The sequence below is a fragment of the Endoryza foliicola genome (assembly GCF_050589245.1).
GTDB lineage: Bacteria > Bacteroidota > Bacteroidia > Chitinophagales > Chitinophagaceae > Endoryza > Endoryza foliicola.
In genome coordinates this window covers 52,158-73,610 of record NZ_JBOBEW010000005.1, presented here as the reverse complement: position 1 = coordinate 73,610, position 21,453 = coordinate 52,158, and the positions used below count along the sequence as shown (strand labels likewise).

The window sequence follows — 21,453 nt, the reverse complement described above, 5'->3', positions numbered from 1 at the left end:
GTTAGTCTTCGCGTAATGCTTTGCCGGTTAGGCTAATAAACACGTCTTCCAGATTTGCCTTTTTCACTTCTTTGGGGCGCTCAAAACCGGTTGCCACCAAGTGATCGATCAATTGGTCGGGTGAATCCAAAGCCACAATTTTACCGGAGTCTACAATAGCCACCCGATCACACAATACCTCGGCCTCGTCCATATAGTGAGTAGTGATGATAACCGTGGTTCCTTCGTTTCTGATCTGTTGGATCAATTCCCATAAGCTTCTTCGGGCTTGAGGATCCAATCCGGTAGTGGGTTCATCAAGAAAGATGATCTTAGGCTTGTTGATTAAAGTAGTAGCAATGGAGAAACGTTGCTTTTGTCCACCACTGAGTTCTTTGTATTTGGCTTTGGCTTTGTCAACCAAATTCACTTTGGTGAGTAGTTCTTTGGCATCAACCACTTCATTGTACAGACCTGCAAAAAGCTGGATCAACTCAGTTAAGTTCAAGCCCGGATAATATCCGGAGGTTTGCAATTGCACACCGATGATCTTCTTTATTTCGTTGGGATCTTTATCTAAATTGAATCCGTCAACAATCACTGTTCCGGATGTTTTGGAACGCAAGGTCTCAATAATTTCAAGTGTACTCGATTTACCGGCTCCATTGGGACCTAGTAAACCAAAAATTTCACCTTTAAAAACGTCGAAACTAATACCTTTTACAGCTTCAAACTGGCCGTAGTTTTTTTTCAGATCTTTTACAGAGATGATTGTTTCTTTCATAGCCACTCTCAGGGTTTAGGCCTGCCCCCTAAAATTACGACATTTTAGCTGATCCAGCTACTCCACTCCTTTGTTAATAAATTCGTGGAGCTCTGCCATCATACCCTTGCTTCCAATGAAAATAGGAGAACGCTGATGCAAGGAATTGGGTTCAATGTCGAGGATTCGATCCTTTCCATTGCTGGCAGTTCCGCCTGCTACTTCCACAATAAAGGCGAATGGATTGCACTCGTACATCAAACGCAATTTACCTTCCGGCTTGTTGGTTGTTCCGGGATACATAAAAATACCGCCCTTTATCAAGCAACGGTGTACATCGGCTACCATACATCCTAAATAACGCTGCGTATAAGGTCCTCCGTTAGATGCTTCTTTTTTCTGACAATGCGTAATATACTGTTGAACAGCTTTTGGGTATTTGAAGAAATTGCCGTGATTCACTGAGTAGGTTTGACCAAATTCCGGAATCTGGATAGAGGGGTGACTCATGGTAAACTCACCAATTGAGGGATCCAAGGTAAATCCATTCACACCTCTTCGGGTAGCATATACTAGCATGGTAGAAGATCCATATACAATGTAACCGGCAGCAATTTGCTTTTTCCCTTGTTGCAAAAAATCTTCTTTGGTAACCGGCGTTCCAATAGGTGTAACTCTTCGATACACGCCAAAAATGGTTCCTATGGAAACATTCACATCGATGTTTCCACTGCCGTCTAAGGGATCGAACATACACACGTATTTCGATTGATTGCTAACCGGGTCATTAAAAGCAATAAAATCGTCAATTTCTTCACTGGCGATACCTGCACAACTGATCCCATGTTTCAAAACTCCCATCAGTTGATTATTGGAATAGATATCCAGCTTTTTTACATCCTCGCCTTGAACATTCACTTGTCCGGCCTCACCTAGTATGTCTACCAAACCGGCTTTATTCACTTCTACATTGATTCGTTTGGCGGCTAGGCCAATATCGCGCAGCAGGTTGGCCAATTCCCCTGTAGCATTGGGAAAATCGCGCATTTGCTGAATGGTGAACTCGTCGAGGGTTTGAACTTTTCGGTTTACTAGCATGGTTGACAGGATTCGATACTAACAAATGTAAGTTTTTTGTTTAAGAAATCAAGTTCCGGAAGGGAAATCGGTTCAAAATCAATGAAAACCATTTTTTTTAGAGAACTTTACAGGAACATAAAAGACCTAGGAATAGATGAAAGTTTTCAAATTCGGAGGAGCCAGTGTAACCAGTGTAGAACGTATTCAAAACATGGCTTCCATTGTAAAAGCGCATCAGGGATCTCCTTTATTGATAGTTATTTCGGCGATGGGTAAAACCACCAATGCACTGGAGAAAGTGGCAGAAGCATTTTTTCAAGAGCGAAAAGAAGAAGCCCTTCAATTATTTGAACAAGTAAAGCAGCAGCATTTAAACACAGCAAAGTATTTATTGGTAAAGAATGCCGTGAGTGGTGAGGCAGCCCTTAAGAACTTCTTTACTGAGGTAGAATGGTTGCTGCACGATAAACCTGTTCGTGAATTTGATTATTATTACGATCAGATTGTTTGTATTGGCGAGCTATTGTCAACTAGCATCATCAGTTCTTACTTGAACGAAATTGGCATTACCAATACTTGGCTTGATGTTCGAGATATCTTCAGAACCGATAACAATTTTAGAGAAGCCGCCATTGATTGGCACTATACTTCGAAACAAGTACAGTTAGAGGTAGTTCCCATTTTAAACGAGGGGGGCATGGTAATAACCCAAGGATTTATCGGTGCCACCGATGAAAATGAAAGTACAACGCTTGGAAGAGAAGGAAGCGATTATACCGCAGCTGTATTTGCCAATTTGTTGAATGCAGAATCACAAACTATTTGGAAAGACGTGGAAGGTGTGATGAATGCAGATCCGAAAGAATTTCCGGAAGCACAGTTCATTGGTGAATTGAACTACGCAGAAGTAATTGAGATGGCCTATTATGGCGCACAGGTAATTCACCCAAAAACAATTAAGCCGCTTCAAAACAAAGGCATCCCTTTGTTGGTTAAATGCTTTCTCGATCCTAATTTACCGGGCACTATTATTCACAACAAATCGGTTAAGAACCTCCCTCCCATTATTGTATTGAAGAAAGATCAAGTATTGGTTCATTTAAAATCAAAAGACTTTTCTTTTGTTGGAGAAAGCCTGCTTTCAGAATTGTATCAGATGCTAAGCAAACTTAGAATCAAACCAAATCTTATTCAAACAGGAGCTGTAAGCATTGAATTGGTGCTCGACAACAGGGCCGATAAAATTGAAAAATTAGCATTCGCTGTTGATCAGCAATTTGATGTTCAAATTGAAAAAGGACTTACCATTCTTACGGTTCGTCATTACGATGAAACAGTAGTTCCTTCACTTACAAAAGGAAGAGGCATTTCTTTGAAACAGCAAAGTGCTACTACCATTCAAGTTTTGATGCATTGATCTATATTCACAAGTTCGGCAAACGTATTTCCAACGATTCAAAATAAAAAACCCGCTCGCATGAGCGGGTTTTAAAAGGTAAGGAAACTATTTAATAGCATTAGTTATTCAACGCAGTTCTGCGTCTGTGATAACCCTGTGCCGATTTGTAGTTGCGTTGCACCTTCCAGAGGTTTACCGCTCTGAAAGTAGTTGAAGCATTTGAATTGGATTCAAAAAACTCTCTGGCCACAGTTTCCTTTACTTCTGTCAGCAATGATTGTAATACTGCTGGTTCCATCTGCACGCGAGATGGCATGACATCACTTTTCATGTTTTATCTAGTTTAATTTAACACGTAATTATTCGAGCAATATCAGGCAACAATCAGTAGAATGTGTGAATCGTTAGATTCGATGGCTTGAAATTTCTGCAGATAAACAGGTCGTTTCAGTTAATTGCTCTTAATGACGCCGCAAATATACGACGATTCATCCGCGTATGCAAGCTTTAATACTAAAAGTTTTGTTAAGAGGAATGCAAAACGTTGATTATGAAGAGAGTTGATTCAATTAATAATTAACAATTAATAATTAATAATTCGAACAGCCGAGGACATTCACGTGTAAATGACATTTTAGTTTAGGATAACTGTTATCGTTATGAAAAGAATTCTTCGTATACCAACACGCCAGTATCTAATCAGCTATTAAATAAAAAACGCCTTGCATTGCTGCAAGGCGTTTCGTCTTTATCCTAGTTTTTACTTTTATTTTACTTCCTCGAATTCTGCATCGGTTACATTCTCACCACCGGCCCCTGCGTTAGCTTGTGCACTTTCTGCACCCGGAGTAGCTCCGGCAGCTTGAGAAGCTTTGTACAACTCTTCGCTGGCTGCTGTCCAAGCAGCATTCATTTCAGCTACAGCTGTATCAATACTAGCGAGGTCCTGTGATTTGTGCGCTTCTTTCAATTTATTGAGTGCGTTTTCGATCGGAGCCTTTTTCTCAGCAGGGATCTTATCACCGTACTCTTTCAATTGTTTCTCTGTTTGGAAGATCAAGCTATCGGCTTGGTTGATTTTCTCAACACGTTCTTTAGCTTCCTTATCGGTAGCTTCGTTGGCCTTAGCTTCTGCTTTCATGCGTTCTACCTCGTCTTTACTTAAGCCGCTACCTGCTTCAATGCGAATTTTTTGCTCCTTACCGGTTCCTTTGTCTTTAGCTGTTACATGCAAAATACCGTTGGCGTCGATATCGAAGATTACTTCAATTTGAGGTACCCCGCGTGGTGCAGGAGGAATTCCATCCAAATTGAACATACCTAAGCTCTTATTTTGATTGGCCATCGGACGTTCTCCTTGCAGTACATGAATTTGTACACCGGGCTGATTGTCGCTGGCAGTTGAGAACACTTCAGATTTACGAGTAGGAATGGTTGTATTAGAATCGATCAAACGAGTCATAACACCACCCATGGTTTCAATACCCAAAGAAAGAGGTGTTACGTCAAGCAACAATACATCTTTCACTTCACCGGTCAATACCGCACCTTGAATACCTGCACCAATGGCAACTACTTCATCGGGGTTTACGCCTTTGTTAGGTTTTTTACCGAAGAATTTCTCAACGATCTCTTGAACTTTTGGAATACGAGTTGAACCACCCACTAAAATCACTTCATCAATTTGAGAAGCAGTCATGCCCGCATCTTTCAATGCTTGCTCACAAGGCTTCAAACAACGCGTGAATAAGTTGTCGGCTAGTTGCTCAAACTTCGCACGAGACAGTTTTTTAACCAAGTGCTTAGGCACTCCGTCAATAGCTGTGATATAAGGAAGGTTGATTTCTGTTTCTGAAGAAGAACTCAATTCAATCTTTGCTTTCTCTGCAGCTTCCTTCAAACGTTGTAAGGCCATAGGATCTTTGCGCAGATCTACATTCTCCTCATTTTTAAATTCCTCTGCTAACCAATCCATGATCACTTTATCAAAGTCGTCACCACCTAAGTGTGTATCACCATTGGTACTTTTTACTTCGAACACGCCATCACCCAATTCCAGCACTGATACGTCGAAAGTACCACCACCCAAATCGAATACAGCAATTTTTTGATCGTGTTTTCCTTTATCCAAACCATAAGCCAAAGCGGCTGCGGTTGGTTCGTTTACAATACGACGAACAGTTAATCCGGCAATTTCACCGGCTTCTTTCGTTGCTTGACGTTGAGCGTCGTTGAAATAAGCAGGAACCGTGATAACCGCTTCTGTTACTTCTTGCCCCAAGTAATCTTCAGCCGTTTTCTTCATTTTCTGAAGGATCATGGCACTGATTTCTTGTGGGGTATACAAACGACCGTCGATATCGATTCTTACTGTATTGTTGTCACCTTTGGCTACTTTATAGCTCCAATGGCTGATTTCCTCGCTTACTTCATCAAAGCGGCGTCCCATAAAACGCTTTACACTCATGATGGTATTTTGAGGGTTAGTAATGGCCTGACGTTTTGCAGGATCTCCTACTTTACGCTCGCCATTTTTCAAAAATGCTACAACGGAAGGCGTGGTACGACGACCCTCATCGTTGGCTATTACCACAGGTTCATTCCCTTCCATCACCGACACACAACTGTTGGTAGTTCCTAAGTCAATTCCTATTATCTTTCCCATGATTGATGAATTTAATGTTCAGGTCTCTATTATCAATCCTCGTGCCGCTGCCGAAAATGCGCAAAAATGGCAGTCTATAGAGACTGCCACTGTCATATCTTTCGTAACTATTTGATTATTAATGACTATTTGACTTTTTTGCCATGTTTAATTACTAGGTCAACTTTCTGTAATAGGTCTATATACCTGAGCACATCGCCTTTTACCGCAATGATGTCGGCGTATTTTCCTTCGCTCACCGTTCCAACCTTATCGTCTACACCCTGAAAAACCGCCGGCCAATAGGTTGCTGCCCGAATGGCCAACATAGGATCCACCCCTAATTCTCTTACCCAGATGTCCAATTCATTCCAAGTGCTCTGACTATGAAAGGTCATAGGAATTCCTGAGTCGGTGCCAATCATTAAAATAAGGCCGGCTTCTTTTAGCTGAGTGAATTTTCGTCTAAGAGTGGGTTTGCGATAGGCCGTTAATTGATTATAAGACAATTGAGAGGGTTTGGCAATTGACTGACGAATGTCTTTTACAATGCTATCGGGCAACCCAACTTTCCAAGAAGGGTCATCCAAATGTTCTTGATTGTTGCGCACATAATCGTAATTCCACAGCCCTTGAATGGTGGGAGTCCAGAACAATTTGTTATTGGAATTGCCGGTTCTTTCTTTGATCATGTTCATAATATCTTCCGGATATTCAGGAGCCGTTGCCAAACCTGTATGTTCAAAATTATCGACCCCGGCTTTCAATCCTCTTCTAATTTCTTCAGGTCGATGCGAATGGCCTACTACTTTCAGTTTCCACTTATGTGCTTCATCTACAACAGCCATTACTTCCTCCATGGTCATTTGGTCTTGGTCGATCAACTTTATACAATCTACACCAGCTTTTGCCAAGGTTTGAACCTTTGCTCGAGCATCTTCTACCCCATTCACTCCCCAACGAAATTGCTCGGTACCAGGGTAAGGAGCGTGTTGAATGAACGGTCCGCTAACATATAAAGTAGGTCCGTCTAGTTTTCCTCTATTGATATCATCACGAATTCCAATTACATCTTCTAGGGGGCCACCCAAATCACGAGCACTGGTAACGCCTGCTAATAAGAGTTGCTTTGCACCGGCCGGCATAATTACGGAGCGAAATAAAGGCGGGTATTTTTTGTCCCAATAAGTATAGTCAGAGTGACCATTAATCATAAGATGCACGTGCATATCCCAAAGTCCGGGTAATACACTCATCCCTTCCGTTGAAATGATCTCAGCGTCTTTTGGAATTTCAATTGAACCTACTTGCCCCACTTTCACAATCTTCTCGCCTTCAATAATGATGACTGAGTTTTTAAGTGGTTCTCCGCCGAAGCCATCGATTAAAGTACCTCCTACAAGGGCTTTCTTTTTTTGTGCGATCAAAGAAATGGAAAACAGCAACAGAAGCGTTGCCAAAATGGTCTTTCTCATGTTAAGTTAGTTTTGGACTATTAAGTTAGAGAAAGAAGACCTATTAATTAATAATTATTAATTAATAATTAATGACTAATGATTGGTTAGCTCGCGTCCTTTTTGAAAGTGATGTATTTCTGGGAGAAATAGCTCACCGTAACCACAATAGAAGTGGTGATCAATTGTGCCAGCAAGGCATTCATATGGAGCATTTCGATCCAAACCTTTAGAAGCACATAATTTAAAAAAAGGCAGCTGATGAAGAAAACACTGTATCGGAAGAGTTGAATGCGACCTTTGAGAGTAGAACCAGTAAAAACAAGGTATTTGTTTAGAAGAAAGCCCAGTGGAAGATTCACACAAAAAGAAAGGAAGAGAGCGGCTGTGTGTGGCTTGAAAGCATAAAAGCCCAGATCGATGTCTATCCCCTTGAAAATAAAGGTATAAGAGAGCGCATACACCAACAAACCAATAACGGTATTTAGCCCACCCATTACTGCATAGTAATAGGTTTCAATGGGCATGAAACGCTTAAAAATGGGATAAAACAAATCTACAAATGATAAAAAACGACCTTTTTTCATAAAAACCTTGCGAAAATAGCTTTTTTTCAAAGGTCAATTCTCAATCAAAAAGTTATTAACATTTGACATAGGTCAAGAAAGGAATTTTTTTTGGATAATATTAGAAAAAGGTTGAACTTGATCGAAGTTTAAACCCCTAAGCCAAACTGTACAAGGAGCTGTTCTTAAAAAGAGCAGCTTCTTGATTTTTAGCCCTCCCCACATTGTATTACTTTTGCGCTTCAAATAGGATTTATGGGAATTGTAGCTAGTATTCAATCGGCCGTTAGTAAAGTGCTTCATGATCAATTTCAAGTTTCCATTCCGGAGGCTCAAATTGCTGTGAACGAAACCAAACCTGAATTCGAAGGTGACTATACGGTAGTGTTGTTCAATTTTGTAAAGCAATTGAAAAAGGCCCCTGAACAATTGGGCCAAGAACTAGGCGACGCACTTACCAAAGCAACACCCGACCTCTTCGAATCGTACAATGTGATCAAAGGCTTTCTCAACTTAAGCATTGCTGATAGTTACTGGACATCCCTCGTTGAAAAAGAAGCTGCCAATAAACTGTTTGGTACTGCTCCTGCTTCCGGAAAAAAAGTAATGGTTGAATATTCTTCCCCCAACACCAACAAACCGCTGCATTTGGGCCATTTGAGAAACAATTTCCTCGGATGGAGCATTGCTCAGATCTATAAAATGAACGGTTACGAAGTTGCCAAAACCTGTATCTCAAACGATCGTGGTATTCATATTTGCAAGAGCATGATCGCTTGGGAACGATTTGGAAACGGAGCAACTCCCGAATCAACAGGCATCAAAGGCGATCATTTGGTTGGTGACTACTATGTGATGTTTGGGGAAGAGTTGAAAAAGGAAGTAGCCGCTCTGGTTGAAAAAGGCATGAGCAAAGAAGAAGCTGAAAAATCTGCTCCTATCCAACTAGCTGCTCAACAAATGTTGGTTGATTGGGAAGCCGGTAAACCTGAAGTAATTGAATTGTGGAAGAAAATGAACAGTTGGGTTTATTCAGGCTTTAAGGTTACTTATAAAAGAATTGGCAGTGATTTCGACAAACAATACTATGAAAGCGACACTTACCTGCTTGGAAAAGATATGGTGCAGCAAGGATTGGAAAAAGGTGTTTTCTTTCAAAAAGAAGACGGCAGTGTTTGGATTGATTTAACTGCTGATGGTTTGGATCAAAAGATTGTTCAAAGAAAAGATGGAACGGCTGTATACATTACACAAGACATCGGTCTCGCTGATCTCAAACAAAAAGAATTTGGCTCAGACATCTCCATTTATGTTGTTGGAGATGAGCAAAACTACCACTTCAAAGTACTCAAATTGATTTGTGAGAAATTAGGGTTGAAAGGGGCTGAAGGCATATACCATTTAAGTTATGGCATGGTGGAACTTCCAACGGGAAGAATGAAAACCAGAGAGGGTACTGTTGTAGATGCCGATGACATTGTTGATGAAATGGAATCGATTGCAGCAAAGCTCACTGAGGAATTGGGCAAGGTAAACGATTTCACAGAAGAAGAACGCAAAGAACTGTACCACACGCTTGGTATGGGTGCGTTAAAATTCTTCTTGCTTCGTGTTGATCCGAAAAAGCGCATGATCTTCAATCCTGAGGAGTCAATCGATTTCCATGGATTTACAGGGCCTTTCATTCAATTCAGTCATGCCAGGGCAAAATCAATTTTAAGAAAAGAGCAACCTAGTTTCTCGAAAATAACCGTTGCATCTCTGCACAAACAAGAAAAGCAATTAATCATTGAATTGGAGAAATATCCGAGTATTCTTGCCGATGCCTGCAAAGAAATGAACCCGTCTGTGATTTCCAATTACGTGTTTAAATTGGCGCAGAGTTTCAACTCCTTTGTTACGGAATGCAGGGTTTTAACGGCTGAAACACCGGAGCAAAAAGAATTGAGATTGCAATTGTGTTCTTTTAGTGTTCACGTAATTTCAACTGCCATGAACGCTTTGGGAATTGCGGTGCCAGACCGCATGTAACCGTTATGTAGAAGGGGAATCGTTTTTAGCTTTAGGAGCCTATAGGCCATTGGGCAATTTCTTTTCTTCTTTCAATTTTCGCAAAGAAGGATCCATTTCAATGGCTTTGTCACAGAGTTGATTTCCTTTCGCGGTATCGCCTTTTTTCTGATAGCACATACCAATCATGTACAATGCATTGGCGTTCTTTTTATCGACTTCTAAAATACGATCCCAGTATTCAATAGCGGAGTCGTATTTTTTGCCTTTATAGTAGGCTTCTGCAATACTGTAAAGTAATTCCGGATCGGAAGGTCTACGCTCTAATACCTGAATAAGCATTTCAACTCCTTTTTCTAAATTTCCGGTATTGAGATAAGCTGTTGCTAAATTTTCGAGATAATCGTTGGTTTTCTTGTACCCATTTTGCCCGGCTTTTTCGATCCAATACAATGCTTTTTTATCGTCGGGAACGGCGTACCATGCAAGCCCCGCCTCATACATCCAGGTAGCATTGGAACTATCCATAGCCAAAGCCTGATCGAAACAGCCTGCTGCGCGTTTATAATTGTGCATTTCCATGAAGCTGCGCCCCGCTATGTATACAATTTCCGGGTTGTTAGCCGTCTCTTTAAAAGCAGCCTCGCAATATTTAATGGCTTCAGCATAAAATTGCAATTCATATTGACTGCGAGCGATGAGCCAGTTCCATCCGGAGCCATATTTTGCTGCTTGCAATTGTTTGGCAACTTTAATGGCATCTTCGTATTTTCTAAGATTGAAGGAAAGTTGAGCGATTTGCTCTAATACTACGTTGTTATTTGACTGAAGAGAGTCGGCCTTCTTGAATTTGTAATAGGCTTCTTGATACCTTCTTTGTTCCAACAACACATTGCCCCATTCGATATGGGTTTCTACTTTTTCAGTATTGAAACCGTAACTTTTTTGAAAAGCTTTTTCCGCTTCTCTGTAGCGCTTGGCTGCTTTTTCTTCCATCCCTTTGTCGTAATAAAAAACAGCGCTATCGGTTGTTTGAGCAAACAATCCTTTTGCAACTAAGCTGCACATCATCAAAAAAGCGAGTGGTTTCATAAAACTATATTGGATACGGAGTGGAATTATTTCAGAATAATAGCTCCCAACGGTGGTAAATGCAAGTTTATTTCATAGATATTTTCATTTTTATCCACCAAATTGGTTTCAATTTCGGGATTAAAGGTATCACCGGTTCCCCAATAGTCTCGTGAATCGCTGTTAAACAACTCTTTCCATTGTTTTTTGTCTTTTGCATACACTTTCCAATCCCTCCGAGCCAAAGGTGTCATATTCAATACAATTAACAAATCATCATCAGACTTTTTAGCTTTTCTTCGGAATACGATCACAGAATCATCCCGATGATTGAGGTCTACCCATTCAAATCCATATATCGTAAACTGGTTTTCGTGCAATGCCGGCTCTGAGCTGAGCAGCTTATTCAAATCGCGCACACAATCTTTTAGGCCCTGGTGTGGTTCAAACTGCAAGAGTTCCCAAGGAAGTTCCGACTTGTAATTCCATTCGGAAGTGGAACCAAATTCATCGCCCATGAAAAGTAGCTTTCCTCCCGGGTGACAAAACATATAACTGTACAATAATCGGAGATTGGCAAATTTCTGCCATTCGTCGCCCGGCATTTTATAGATCATCGGGCTTTTACCATGAACTACTTCATCGTGGCTTAGCGGAAGCATAAAATTTTCATCATAGTAATACATCATACTAAAAGAAAACTTATTCTGATGAAACTTACGGTAAAGAGGATCTAGTTTAAAATAGTCTAGGGTATCGTGCATCCATCCCATCATCCATTTCATTCCAAAGCCCAGTCCGCCGGCATAGGTAGGCTTGGAAACCCCCGGCCAGTCGGTTGCTTCTTCTGCTATGGTTTGAACATCGGGGAAATCGCGAAACACCATTTCATTCATATCCTTTATAAAAGCAATGGCCTCCAAATTACCATCCCCACCAAACTCATTTGGTTCCCATTGACCGGACTGACGAGAGTAATTGAGCTTTAACATTGAGCTTACCGCATCTACTCGAATGCCATCAATATGATATTTATCGAACCAATAACGGGCGCTACTAATCAGGAAAGATTTCACTTCTCCCCTTTTATAATTGAAGATGTAACTATTCCAATCGGGGTGAAATCCCTTTCTCATATCCGCATATTCATAGGTGTGAGTTCCATCGAACATGAATAACCCATGGGCATCGTAAGGGAAATGGGACGGCACCCAATCCAATATCACTCCAATTCCTTCTTCGTGAAAGGCATTCACCAATTCCATAAATTGCTGCGGATCACCATAACGAGAAGTTGGTGCGAAATATCCTGTTCCTTGATAGCCCCAAGAGCCGTCGAACGGATGTTCCATTATTGGAAGCAGTTCTACATGCGTAAAGCCCATTCCCTTTACATAGGGAACGAGGTGCTCTCGGAATTGATCGTACGTATTATAACTTTCTTCATCGTGTTTATTGGGTCGCATCCAACTAGCTAAATGCACTTCATATACCGACCATGGAGCTTCCAAAGAGTTGTGATTTTTTCGCTTGCCCATCCAAGTGGTATCTTTCCATTCATAACTTAAATCCCATGTTATGGAAGCTGTTAAAGGTCTTTTCTCCCAGAAATTTGCGAAAGGATCTCCCTTATCCTGTTTCTTCCCCTTAAACCCATGAATATGGTATTTATACACTTCACCTTTTCCCATATCCGGAATAAACCCCTCCCAAATACCCGAACTGTCTTGTCGAACAAAAAGTGGGTGAGTGGTATTATCCCAGTCGTTGAAATTTCCGATAACCGAAATAAAGGTTGCATTGGGTGCCCAAACAGCAAAATAATAACCGTTTCTACCCAGAACCGTCAATTGTTTTGAACCAAACAATTCGTATAACCGATAATGCGTTCCATTTTGAAAATTCACTACATCTTCATCGCTGAATAGAGAATAATTCCATACGGGCTTTGTAGTATCTACAAAGAAACGTTCCTCATATGGCAAATTACCTTGATTTGATGCTGCACCGCTCATACTATTTTCCTCCTTACCGTTGGTAACATTCTTTTTATTTGTTGAAGATTTTGTTGTGGATTTTTTCTTAGGCTGCGTCATAAAACAATCGATTTAACCCAAAACAGGTGAACAGTTTAACGAAATATTAAGTTGGCATTTAAATATACGTTATTCTTTTTACAGAATTTCGAAAAGTATAGCAGCTAGCCTAAACCTTTTTATAACCAAATAGCACCATGAGAAAACAATTAATGTTATGGCTGTGCCTTGCACTAGCCATGCCCTTATTTAGCCAGACCTCAAAAGTTAAGGGCATTCTTTCCGACACTTCCGAAAAAAAGAACCTGTATCGATCGGTCGTCAGTCTTCTAAAAGAAAAAGACTCCACATTTGTAAGTTTCACCCGATCCAATCAAGACGGCAGTTTCGAACTATCAAACGTAAAACCGGGTAAGTACATTCTTTTCATCACCCACCCTACCTATGCCGACTTCTATAAAGTCATTAATTTGACTGCGGCAGAAGACCTGAACCTCGCAAAAATTCCAATGACCACAGCCAGCCAACTTTTACAAGAAGTTGTGGTTCGGCAGAAATTAGGAGCCATCCGAATTAAGAAAGACACCACAGAATTTATTGCCGATAGTTTCAAAGTGGGCGCCAATGCATCGGTTGAAGATCTTTTGAAACGCCTTCCAGGTGTTCAAGTAGACAAAGACGGAAAAATTAAAGCGCAAGGCGAAGACATCGGCAAAGTATACGTAGATGGTGAAGAATTCTTCGGCGACGACCCTACGATGGCTACGAAAAACCTTCGCGCCGACGCGGTAGAAAAAGTACAGGTTTTTGATAAGAAGAGTGACCAAGCAACTTTTACGGGAATTGACGATGGACAATCAACCAAAGCCATCAACTTACAATTAAAAGAAGATAAAAAGAACGGCTATTTCGGGAAAGTAAACATTGCCGGAGGTCTAAAAGACAAGTTCTCAAATGAAGGCATGATCAATGCATTCAAGGGGAAACGAAAATTCGCTGCTTTTGGAATCATGTCGAATACCGGTAAAACGGGATTGAACTGGGAAGATCAGAATAATTTTGGAGGTGGCGATAATTCAAATATGGAAATTGACGCTGAGGCCGGAATGGTCATGATTTTTTCGGAAGGTGATGATTTTGGTGGAGGTGGCGGTAGCTACTACGGCGAAGGCTTACCAACCTCTTGGAGTGCCGGCATGCACTACAATAACAAATGGAATGGAGATAAACTAAAATTCAACAGTAGTTTTCGATTCAATAAACTGAACACCAGCGGTTCCGGATTTACACGCTCTCAATTTTTATTGAAAGATACTTCCTACTATAAGAATGATAATGGGAACAATTTCAGTACTCGTTTTCAAAACAGTATGAATTTAACCTATGAATATCAAATTGATTCTACTTCATCGTTGAAATTCACTGCCAAAGGAGCGGCCGGACAAAGCCAGAAAAAAAGTTATATCTATAGTGAGTCTCTTTCCGAGGAGCTGAACCCAGTTAACCAGAGTTATAGAACAACTACCAGCAAGGGAGAAGAGCAATTGTTCAATTCCACCCTACTCTATAAAAAAAGATTCAAGAAAAAAGGACGAACCATTTCTTGGAACAATGACTTTAAGTACACCAATACAAGCAGTGATGGATTCCTCAATTCTGCCAACTTTATCTACTTCAACAATACTTCAATTAAAGACAGTATTGATCAAGAGAAAATAAATAATAGTAAAAAAACCAACTTCAATTCCAAACTGGTTTATACCGAACCATTGGCAAAAAAAATCTTTTTAGAGTTGAGTTATTCGATCGGGGTCAACAATAGTAATTCTGAGCGCATCACCAATGAAAAAATCAACGGCAAGTACGAAGATTATATTGACTCCCTGTCGAGCCATTTCCAATACGATATCCTTACGCAAGCAGCAGGATCGAACTTGAAATTCAATTACAAGAAAGTGAATTTCTCCTTTGGAGGATCAGTTTCCAACGCCCGATTCAAACAAGCTGATTTGGTAAAAGATACTTTGTATCGCTATAATTTTACCAATTTCTTTCCGAGAGCAGGCATCAACTTGAACTTTAAGCCCATGCAACGATTCGGAATGAATTACAGCGGAAGTACTCGACAGCCCTCAATTGATCAAATACAACCGATCTTAGACAACACCGATCCCTTCTTGGTTCGAAAAGGGAACCCAAATCTGAAGCAGTCGTTCACTCACAGCTTCTCCTTTAATTTCAGTGATTTCAAGGTTCTTAATAATAGAGGTATTTGGTTGTTCGCGAATTTCAATTTTACAGACAATGCATTTTCAACTAAGGACGACCTCGATGCAACCGGTAAACGTACCAGCCAAGCCATAAATATCAATGGCAACTACTATTATAACTTATACAGTAGTTATGGATTCAAGATCAAAAAAACGGATTTCAATATCAACTTTGATTTACAATTAAATGGTAGCCGAAATAAGACTATTGTAAACAACGCAATCAACAGCAATGTTTACAATAGTACCGGATTGGGTGTTGGAACAAATTACCATAAGGACAAGAAATTCGACATGAATCTATCTGTTCGACAGAACTACAATAGCTCCACTTCAAGTTTGTCGACTGTGAAAAACAATTTCTGGTCAACATCAATAGATGGGTCTGCTACCCTTCAATTACCCAAGAAGTTTGAGCTAAACGCAAACATCGATTTCACCATTCGTCAGAAAACAGCATTGTTTAACACCAATCGGAACATATTCCTCATGAGAGGCTATGTTGGTAAAAAAGTATTCAAAGGAGAAACCGGCTTGGTCAAGTTTGAAATGCGCGATATTTTCAATCAAAACATTGGATACGATCGTAGCATCAATTCAAACACAATCACTGAAAGAGGTTATCAGCAATTGCAAAGACTGTGGTTGCTTTCCTTTACATGGAACTTTAATCACAGTGCCGCCGCCAAGAAAACCGAAAAATAAAGATTACAACAATGAAAAAACTAATCATATTAATTGCACTTTGTGCTGCAATTCAATCAGAAGCTCAACAGTTCATTGCGAAAGGAAAAATTGAGTTTGAAAGGAAAATCAATAATCACAAGCAATTCGAGGGAGAAGATGATTCCTGGGTGCAGGAATTAAAAAAACAGATTCCACAATTCGGCATCACGTATTTCAATTTCTATTTCAACGATACTGCTTCGGTTTACAAACCGGGGCGTGAAGTGGATGCACCTAAAAATGGATTCTTTGGCTCCGCACCGGCCTCAGAAAACGTAGTGTATTCAAATTACACCAATCATACCACTGCCAGTCAGAAACAAGTATTCGAAACGCAATACCTCATTCAAGACAGTATCAAAAACTTTGAATGGAAACTGACTTCTGACACAAGAAAAATTGCGGGTTTTCTCTGCAGAAAAGCCACAACCATTATCAATGATTCGGTGTTTATTTTCGCGTATTATACCGATGAAATTCTTTGCCAGGGCGGTCCGGAAGGCTTTAATGGGCTGCCGGGTATGATTTTAGGTATCGCCATTCCTCGTATTGGTTATACCTATTTCGCTACCAAACTAGAATTGGCTGAGATCCCTAACAAGGAATTCTTACCACCTACGAAAGGAAAGAAAACAACGGCTGTTGGAATGCGCGACAAATTAAAGGAAAGCTTAAAAGATTGGGGTAAATGGGGCGAGCGCAACATCTGGCTCTGCAACTTGTAAGTATCAAAATACAAAAAAGCCCACTTGATGGGCTTTTTTGTTTACGCTATTTTATTAGTTTTAAAACTTGCGAGTCACCTGGTTGGATTTTTAAATCAGTAAGTGTAGTGGTAGTTTCTGTTTGTACATTCCAGGCTTTTGTAAAACCTGCAGCCACTTCAGCATACATCGCCCAATCAGGAGTAAATTCTTTCGAGCCGGTATTGGTAACCACCATAACCGTTTCTTTTGCATCGTAACGGAAGTAAACATACACCCCGTCTCGTACAATGAACTGGATGGTTTTTCCAGTTTTAAGGGCTGAGCTGCTTTGGCGGAAATGTGCCAGCTTACTAATGTAATTATAGGCTGCATTTTCCTTCTCATTTCTACCAGCGGCAGTGAACTTGTTTACCGCATCTTCCTTCCATCCACCCGGGAAATCGTACCGAACTTCTGCATCTGTTGGATTTTTGAAATTCTTCATGAGTAATTCAGTACCATAAAATATTTGTGGAATTCCCCGCATGGTTAAAAGCCAATTCAAACCCCATTTCATTTTATTCCAATCTTCGCCAATCACAGAATACACGCGGTCCATATCATGATTGTCGAGGAAGATGCAATTATTGAGTGGATTCTTGTACACTAAATCCTGCGACAGGGTCATATAAACGCGATTAACGCCTTCCGTCCATCCGGCCGGTTGGTTCATACCGGCTTGCATGGCAAAACAGAGAGAAAAATCAATGGCACCGGGTGCATTGTGTTTAAAGGGAATATTGAAATTGTTTTGAACGAAATATGCATTCCCTACAACTGTATTTACCCAGGCTTCTACGAAAGTTGTAAGCTGAGGAAACTCCGTTTTTAATTCTTCATTTACGCGATTCACAAATTTCTCATCGCAATATTTATAGGTATCGATACGGTATCCGTCAATTCCGAATTCTTCAACACTCCAAATAGCATGTTGTACCAAAAAAGTGGACAGATCCGGATTTGCTAGGTTTAGGTCAGGAAGATGTGGAACAAACCATCCCTTTACCATATTATTTTTATCAAACTTTGATCCATATGGATCAAACATGGTCTCTTCTCTATGATTAGGCCCGGTAAAACTTGGCCATTCATTGATCCAATCTTTTGCAGGAGCATCTTGATAAATCCAGTGATACAATCCTACGTGATTATAGATCGCATCTTGAATAATCTTCAATCCTTTTTGATGGGCCGCATTTACCAAGGTTTTATACCCTTCGTTGCCGCCGAATCGCTTGTCTACTTTATAATGATCAGTGAACCAATAACCATGGTATCCTGCCATATCGGTATTGTTCTCTTTCATTTTCGGCATGTCGTTGTCAAAAACAGGTGTAAACCATAGCGTGGTAATACCAAGGTCTTTGAAATATTCAAGGTGGTCTTGTACCCCTTTTAAATCGCCTCCGTGGCGTGCGAATTTATTTGCGCGATCACTTGTTTTATCACGCATGTCGTCGAAAGCATCGTTGGAAGGATCACCGTTTGCAAACCGATCGGGCATTAAGAGGTAGGTAAAGTCTTCACTAGTTACTCCTCTTACCCGCGATTTGCCATCATCGGTACTTTTCTTCTTCAATTCGAACTGAAAAGATTTCCAAGTATTTCCAACTATTCCACCAAATCGGATGGTATACAAGCCCGGCGTAGCATTGGAATCAATGGCGATATTGATTTTCACATAGTGGTTGTTCTCCATAGAGCGTACTTCTTTTATGGAGATGCCTTTTTTATTTACGCTTGCTGCAAGTTTTGGGGACCCGATCGCCTCAGTGCTTTTAACTAGTAGTGTAAGGTTTTTGTGTTTCATACCGGTCCACCAATTGGTTGGATACACCGTAAGGTTGTCTTGAGCCAATAAGTTTATTGATGCAAGAAGCATGGTAGCTAAAAAGCAAAAATTCTTCATTTTAATCCTTTTTAATTTTTATAGCAGCCGGATCATATACATACACAACACTCACTGCTGCGCACAACATGAATACGCCGGCCATTACAATTGCATAAACGGGTTGTTCATTGTACACATGTTTTACCATCGGCCCACCAACAATTCCATTCAATATTTGAGGTAACGTAATAAAGAAGTTAAAGATTCCCATGTAAACCCCCATTTTACCGGCAGGAATTGAACCGGACAATATCACATAAGGCATTGCCAAAATAGAAGCCCATGCAATTCCTACACAAGCCATAGAGAAGATGAGAAACTCTTTGTTGGGAGCAAAATAAATGGATATCAAACCAATACCACCGATTAAAAGTGAAAGCGCATGTGTTTGCTTTCTTCCAATAGCGGAGGCAATTTTGGGAAGGGCCAAGGCATACAAAGCTGAGACCCCATTGTAAACGCCGAAAATTACACCCGTCCAGGCTCCTGCATCTCGGTACAATTGAGAACTTCTATCGCTGATGGGCAAGTGAAATATATGAGTTGAAATTGTGTCGGTAGTAAACACCCACATTCCAAACAAGGCAAACCATGAGAAAAATTGCACGAGTCCTAATTGGCGCATGGTTTTTGGCATTTTTCGTAAATCGGTAAAAATGCTTCCCAAACCTTCTTTGTGATCCGATTCGCCACCATGATAAGACCTGTATTCTTCCGGATTAAACTCCTTGGTTGTAAATACGGTGATCAATATAGATACGATAAAAACGGCCGCTCCTATATAGAATGCATATTTCACATTGTTTCCCACAACCCCTTCACTGGCGTTCGAGGCAACACCTGCTTTTGCAAGAATAGCGGGCAACCAAGAACCAATAACGGCACCTACTCCAATTAAAAACGTTTGAATAGAGAATCCGGCTGTTCTTTGCTCATCAGGAAGGTTGTCGGCTACCAAAGCTCGGAAAGGCTCCATCGCCAAATTGAAACAGGCATCCATAATCATTAAGAAACTGGCGCCAATGATCACAAGCGGTGCCAAACTACCTAGAATATTTGCATTCGGCATGAGCGTAAGGGCCGAAGATGATAAGATTGCACCTGCAAGAAAATAAGGTTTGCGCCTACCCAATCTATTCCAAGTTCGATCGCTGTAATGACCTACAATGGGCTGAACAATTAGCCCAACAACCGGTGCTGCCAGCCAAAACCAAGATAGGCTCTCTACATCGGCTCCATAATTTCGAAGGATACCACTAGCGTTGGAATTCTGGAGTGCAAATCCAAATTGAATTCCTAAGAACCCAAAGCTCATGTAGAATATTTGAGCGAGGGACATTCTCGGCTTGGGCTTCAAACTTGAGCCGCCGGTAGCTGAACTTAAGGCCATAGCAATCGTTTTAATGTGAGAGCTGCACGCTCCTAATGTGTAATTTATACACTATTTGAAAAATATACTAAAAAAGTTATTTGTAGTAGAAGGATACGATTTTGTTGAACCGAAACCTGACTAAAACAAATAACTCTTAAACTTATATTACAAACCCATTTGGAATTACGGCACCTTTCTTAATTACTACAATTCCGTCTTTCACTGTGTACAAGGCATGATCCGAATTCTCAAGGTGAGAACCGCCGTTGATGCGAACATCGTCACCAATTCTACAGTTCTTATCTACAATAGCATTTTTGATATAACTGCGTTCGCCAATACCCAGTTTAGGTGTACCCTTTGCCATATTGTATTCCATTTCTGTAAGGGTTTCATAATAATCGCTACCCATAACATAACTGCTTACAATGGTAGTTCCGTATCCTATTCTGGTTCGAATACCAATTACACTGTTTTCCAATCTTGAAGCGTTGATGATACAACCTTCCGCAATGATTGTTTTTTCGAGGGTTGTGCCACTGATCTTCGCAGGAGGAAGCATGCGCGCACGCGTGTAAATAGCCTTGGTATTGTCGAATAAATTGAAATCCGGAATATCTTGAGTTAGTCCCAAGTTGGCTTCAAAGAAGGAGTAGATGTTTCCGATATCAGTCCAATATCCTTCATATTGATAGGAGGCAACTTTGTATCGATCGATTGATTGAGGGATGATTTCTTTTCCAAAGTCGGTTGCATCTTTACATTCGTCGTTCAAAAGATCAAACAACAATTGTCTATTGAAGATATAGATACCCATAGAAGCCAGGTAATCTCTACCCATCTTTTGCATTTCTTTACCGGTATCGCTTACCCAATCGGCCAGCACATCTTTTTTAGGTTTTTCGATGAAAGACGTAATCACCCCTTCATCATTTTTCTTCATGATACCAAATTCAGAAGCTTCGCGAGCTGCAACCGGGATGGTAGCGATGGAAATATCGGCTTTCCGGTCGATGTGATTTTGCAGCATTTCACGGAAATCCATCTGGTACAATTGGTCACCTGAAAGGATCAATACATATTCACTTGGAAAGGCAACGATGTGCCTTAAGCTTTGACGAACCGCGTCGGCAGTACCTTGGAACCAAGTAGGGTTATCGGGTGTTTGCTCTGCAGCAAGGATATCAACGAAAGCGCTACTAAAGGCACTGAAGTGATAGGTATTCTTGATATGACGATTGAGCGAAGCTGAGTTGAACTGCGTTAGCACGAACATGCGAGCGATGTTAGCATTCAAACAGTTTGAGATCGGAATGTCTACCAATCGGTATTTCCCTGCAATGGGAACAGCTGGTTTCGAACGACTAGCTGTAAGGGGATATAATCGAGAACCTGCTCCTCCACCTAAGATTACGGCTACAATGTTACTGCTCATATATGAGTTAA

Annotated in this window: 15 protein-coding genes; 4 read left to right on the top strand and 11 right to left on the bottom strand. The window is 40.7% G+C overall.

Going from position 1 to position 21,453, the window contains the following annotated elements; genetic code table 11:
- Position 1: 1 nt before the first annotated feature.
- Entirely contained in the window at positions 2-763 is a 762-nt protein-coding gene (locus ACQ2HE_RS12585) for an ABC transporter ATP-binding protein (RefSeq protein WP_430896408.1), read from the bottom strand.
- 57 nt (positions 764-820) lie between these two features.
- The gene (gene fbp / locus ACQ2HE_RS12580) at positions 821-1,840 is read right to left on the bottom strand and encodes a class 1 fructose-bisphosphatase (RefSeq protein ID WP_430896410.1); all 1,020 of its coding nucleotides are present in this window, start codon (positions 1,838-1,840) and stop codon (positions 821-823) included.
- Positions 1,841-1,976: 136 nt separating this feature from the next.
- On the opposite strand from fbp, the gene ACQ2HE_RS12575 reads away from it, so the two are divergent.
- Positions 1,977-3,239: an aspartate kinase gene (locus ACQ2HE_RS12575; protein ID WP_430896412.1), complete on the top strand. Its 1,263-nt coding sequence runs from the start codon at positions 1,977-1,979 to the stop codon at positions 3,237-3,239.
- 100 nt (positions 3,240-3,339) lie between these two features.
- On the opposite strand, the gene ACQ2HE_RS12570 is transcribed toward ACQ2HE_RS12575, so the two are convergent.
- From ACQ2HE_RS12570 to ACQ2HE_RS12555, 4 genes are all read right to left on the bottom strand, one after another.
- Positions 3,340-3,552: a hypothetical protein gene (locus ACQ2HE_RS12570; protein ID WP_430896414.1), complete on the bottom strand. Its 213-nt coding sequence runs from the start codon at positions 3,550-3,552 to the stop codon at positions 3,340-3,342.
- A gap of 435 nt (positions 3,553-3,987) precedes the next feature.
- Complete coding sequence (gene dnaK, locus ACQ2HE_RS12565; protein ID WP_430896416.1) at positions 3,988-5,886, bottom strand: molecular chaperone DnaK; 1,899 nt, start codon at positions 5,884-5,886, stop codon at positions 3,988-3,990.
- A 125-nt stretch (positions 5,887-6,011) separates the two neighbouring features.
- A complete protein-coding gene (locus ACQ2HE_RS12560) occupies positions 6,012-7,340 on the bottom strand; it encodes an amidohydrolase family protein (RefSeq protein WP_430896418.1) in 1,329 nt (442 codons plus the stop codon).
- A gap of 86 nt (positions 7,341-7,426) precedes the next feature.
- Positions 7,427-7,906, bottom strand: a complete 480-nt coding sequence (locus ACQ2HE_RS12555) for a GtrA family protein (protein ID WP_430896420.1) — start codon at positions 7,904-7,906, stop codon at positions 7,427-7,429.
- Positions 7,907-8,140: 234 nt separating this feature from the next.
- Between ACQ2HE_RS12555 and argS the strand changes: the two genes are divergently transcribed.
- Positions 8,141-9,916: an arginine--tRNA ligase gene (argS, locus tag ACQ2HE_RS12550; RefSeq protein WP_430896422.1), complete on the top strand. Its 1,776-nt coding sequence runs from the start codon at positions 8,141-8,143 to the stop codon at positions 9,914-9,916.
- Between the two features lie 39 nt (positions 9,917-9,955).
- On the opposite strand, the gene ACQ2HE_RS12545 is transcribed toward argS, so the two are convergent.
- Positions 9,956-10,987 carry a tetratricopeptide repeat protein gene (locus ACQ2HE_RS12545; RefSeq protein WP_430896423.1) on the bottom strand — a complete coding sequence of 344 codons (1,032 nt, stop codon included), beginning with the start codon at positions 10,985-10,987 and terminating at the stop codon, positions 9,956-9,958.
- Between the two features lie 26 nt (positions 10,988-11,013).
- Entirely contained in the window at positions 11,014-13,062 is a 2,049-nt protein-coding gene (gene glgB, locus ACQ2HE_RS12540) for a 1,4-alpha-glucan branching protein GlgB (protein WP_430896425.1), read from the bottom strand.
- A 137-nt stretch (positions 13,063-13,199) separates the two neighbouring features.
- Here glgB and ACQ2HE_RS12535 point away from each other — a divergent pair, with 137 nt between their 5' ends.
- Positions 13,200-15,977, top strand: coding sequence for an outer membrane beta-barrel family protein (locus tag ACQ2HE_RS12535; RefSeq protein WP_430896427.1), 2,778 nt, complete (start codon positions 13,200-13,202; stop codon positions 15,975-15,977).
- Positions 15,978-15,988: 11 nt separating this feature from the next.
- A complete protein-coding gene (locus ACQ2HE_RS12530; RefSeq protein ID WP_430896429.1) occupies positions 15,989-16,723 on the top strand; it encodes a GLPGLI family protein in 735 nt (244 codons plus the stop codon).
- A gap of 46 nt (positions 16,724-16,769) precedes the next feature.
- On the opposite strand, the gene ACQ2HE_RS12525 is transcribed toward ACQ2HE_RS12530, so the two are convergent.
- The 3 genes from ACQ2HE_RS12525 to ACQ2HE_RS12515 form a co-directional block, all read right to left on the bottom strand.
- On the bottom strand, positions 16,770-18,653 hold the full coding sequence (locus ACQ2HE_RS12525) for an alpha-amylase family glycosyl hydrolase (RefSeq protein ID WP_430896431.1): 1,884 nt from the start codon (positions 18,651-18,653) through the stop codon (positions 16,770-16,772).
- 1 nt (position 18,654) lies between these two features.
- A complete protein-coding gene (locus ACQ2HE_RS12520) occupies positions 18,655-20,025 on the bottom strand; it encodes an MFS transporter (protein ID WP_430896433.1) in 1,371 nt (456 codons plus the stop codon).
- A 142-nt stretch (positions 20,026-20,167) separates the two neighbouring features.
- Positions 20,168-21,442: a glucose-1-phosphate adenylyltransferase gene (locus ACQ2HE_RS12515; RefSeq protein ID WP_430896435.1), complete on the bottom strand. Its 1,275-nt coding sequence runs from the start codon at positions 21,440-21,442 to the stop codon at positions 20,168-20,170.
- Between the last annotated feature and the right edge of the window lie 11 nt (positions 21,443-21,453).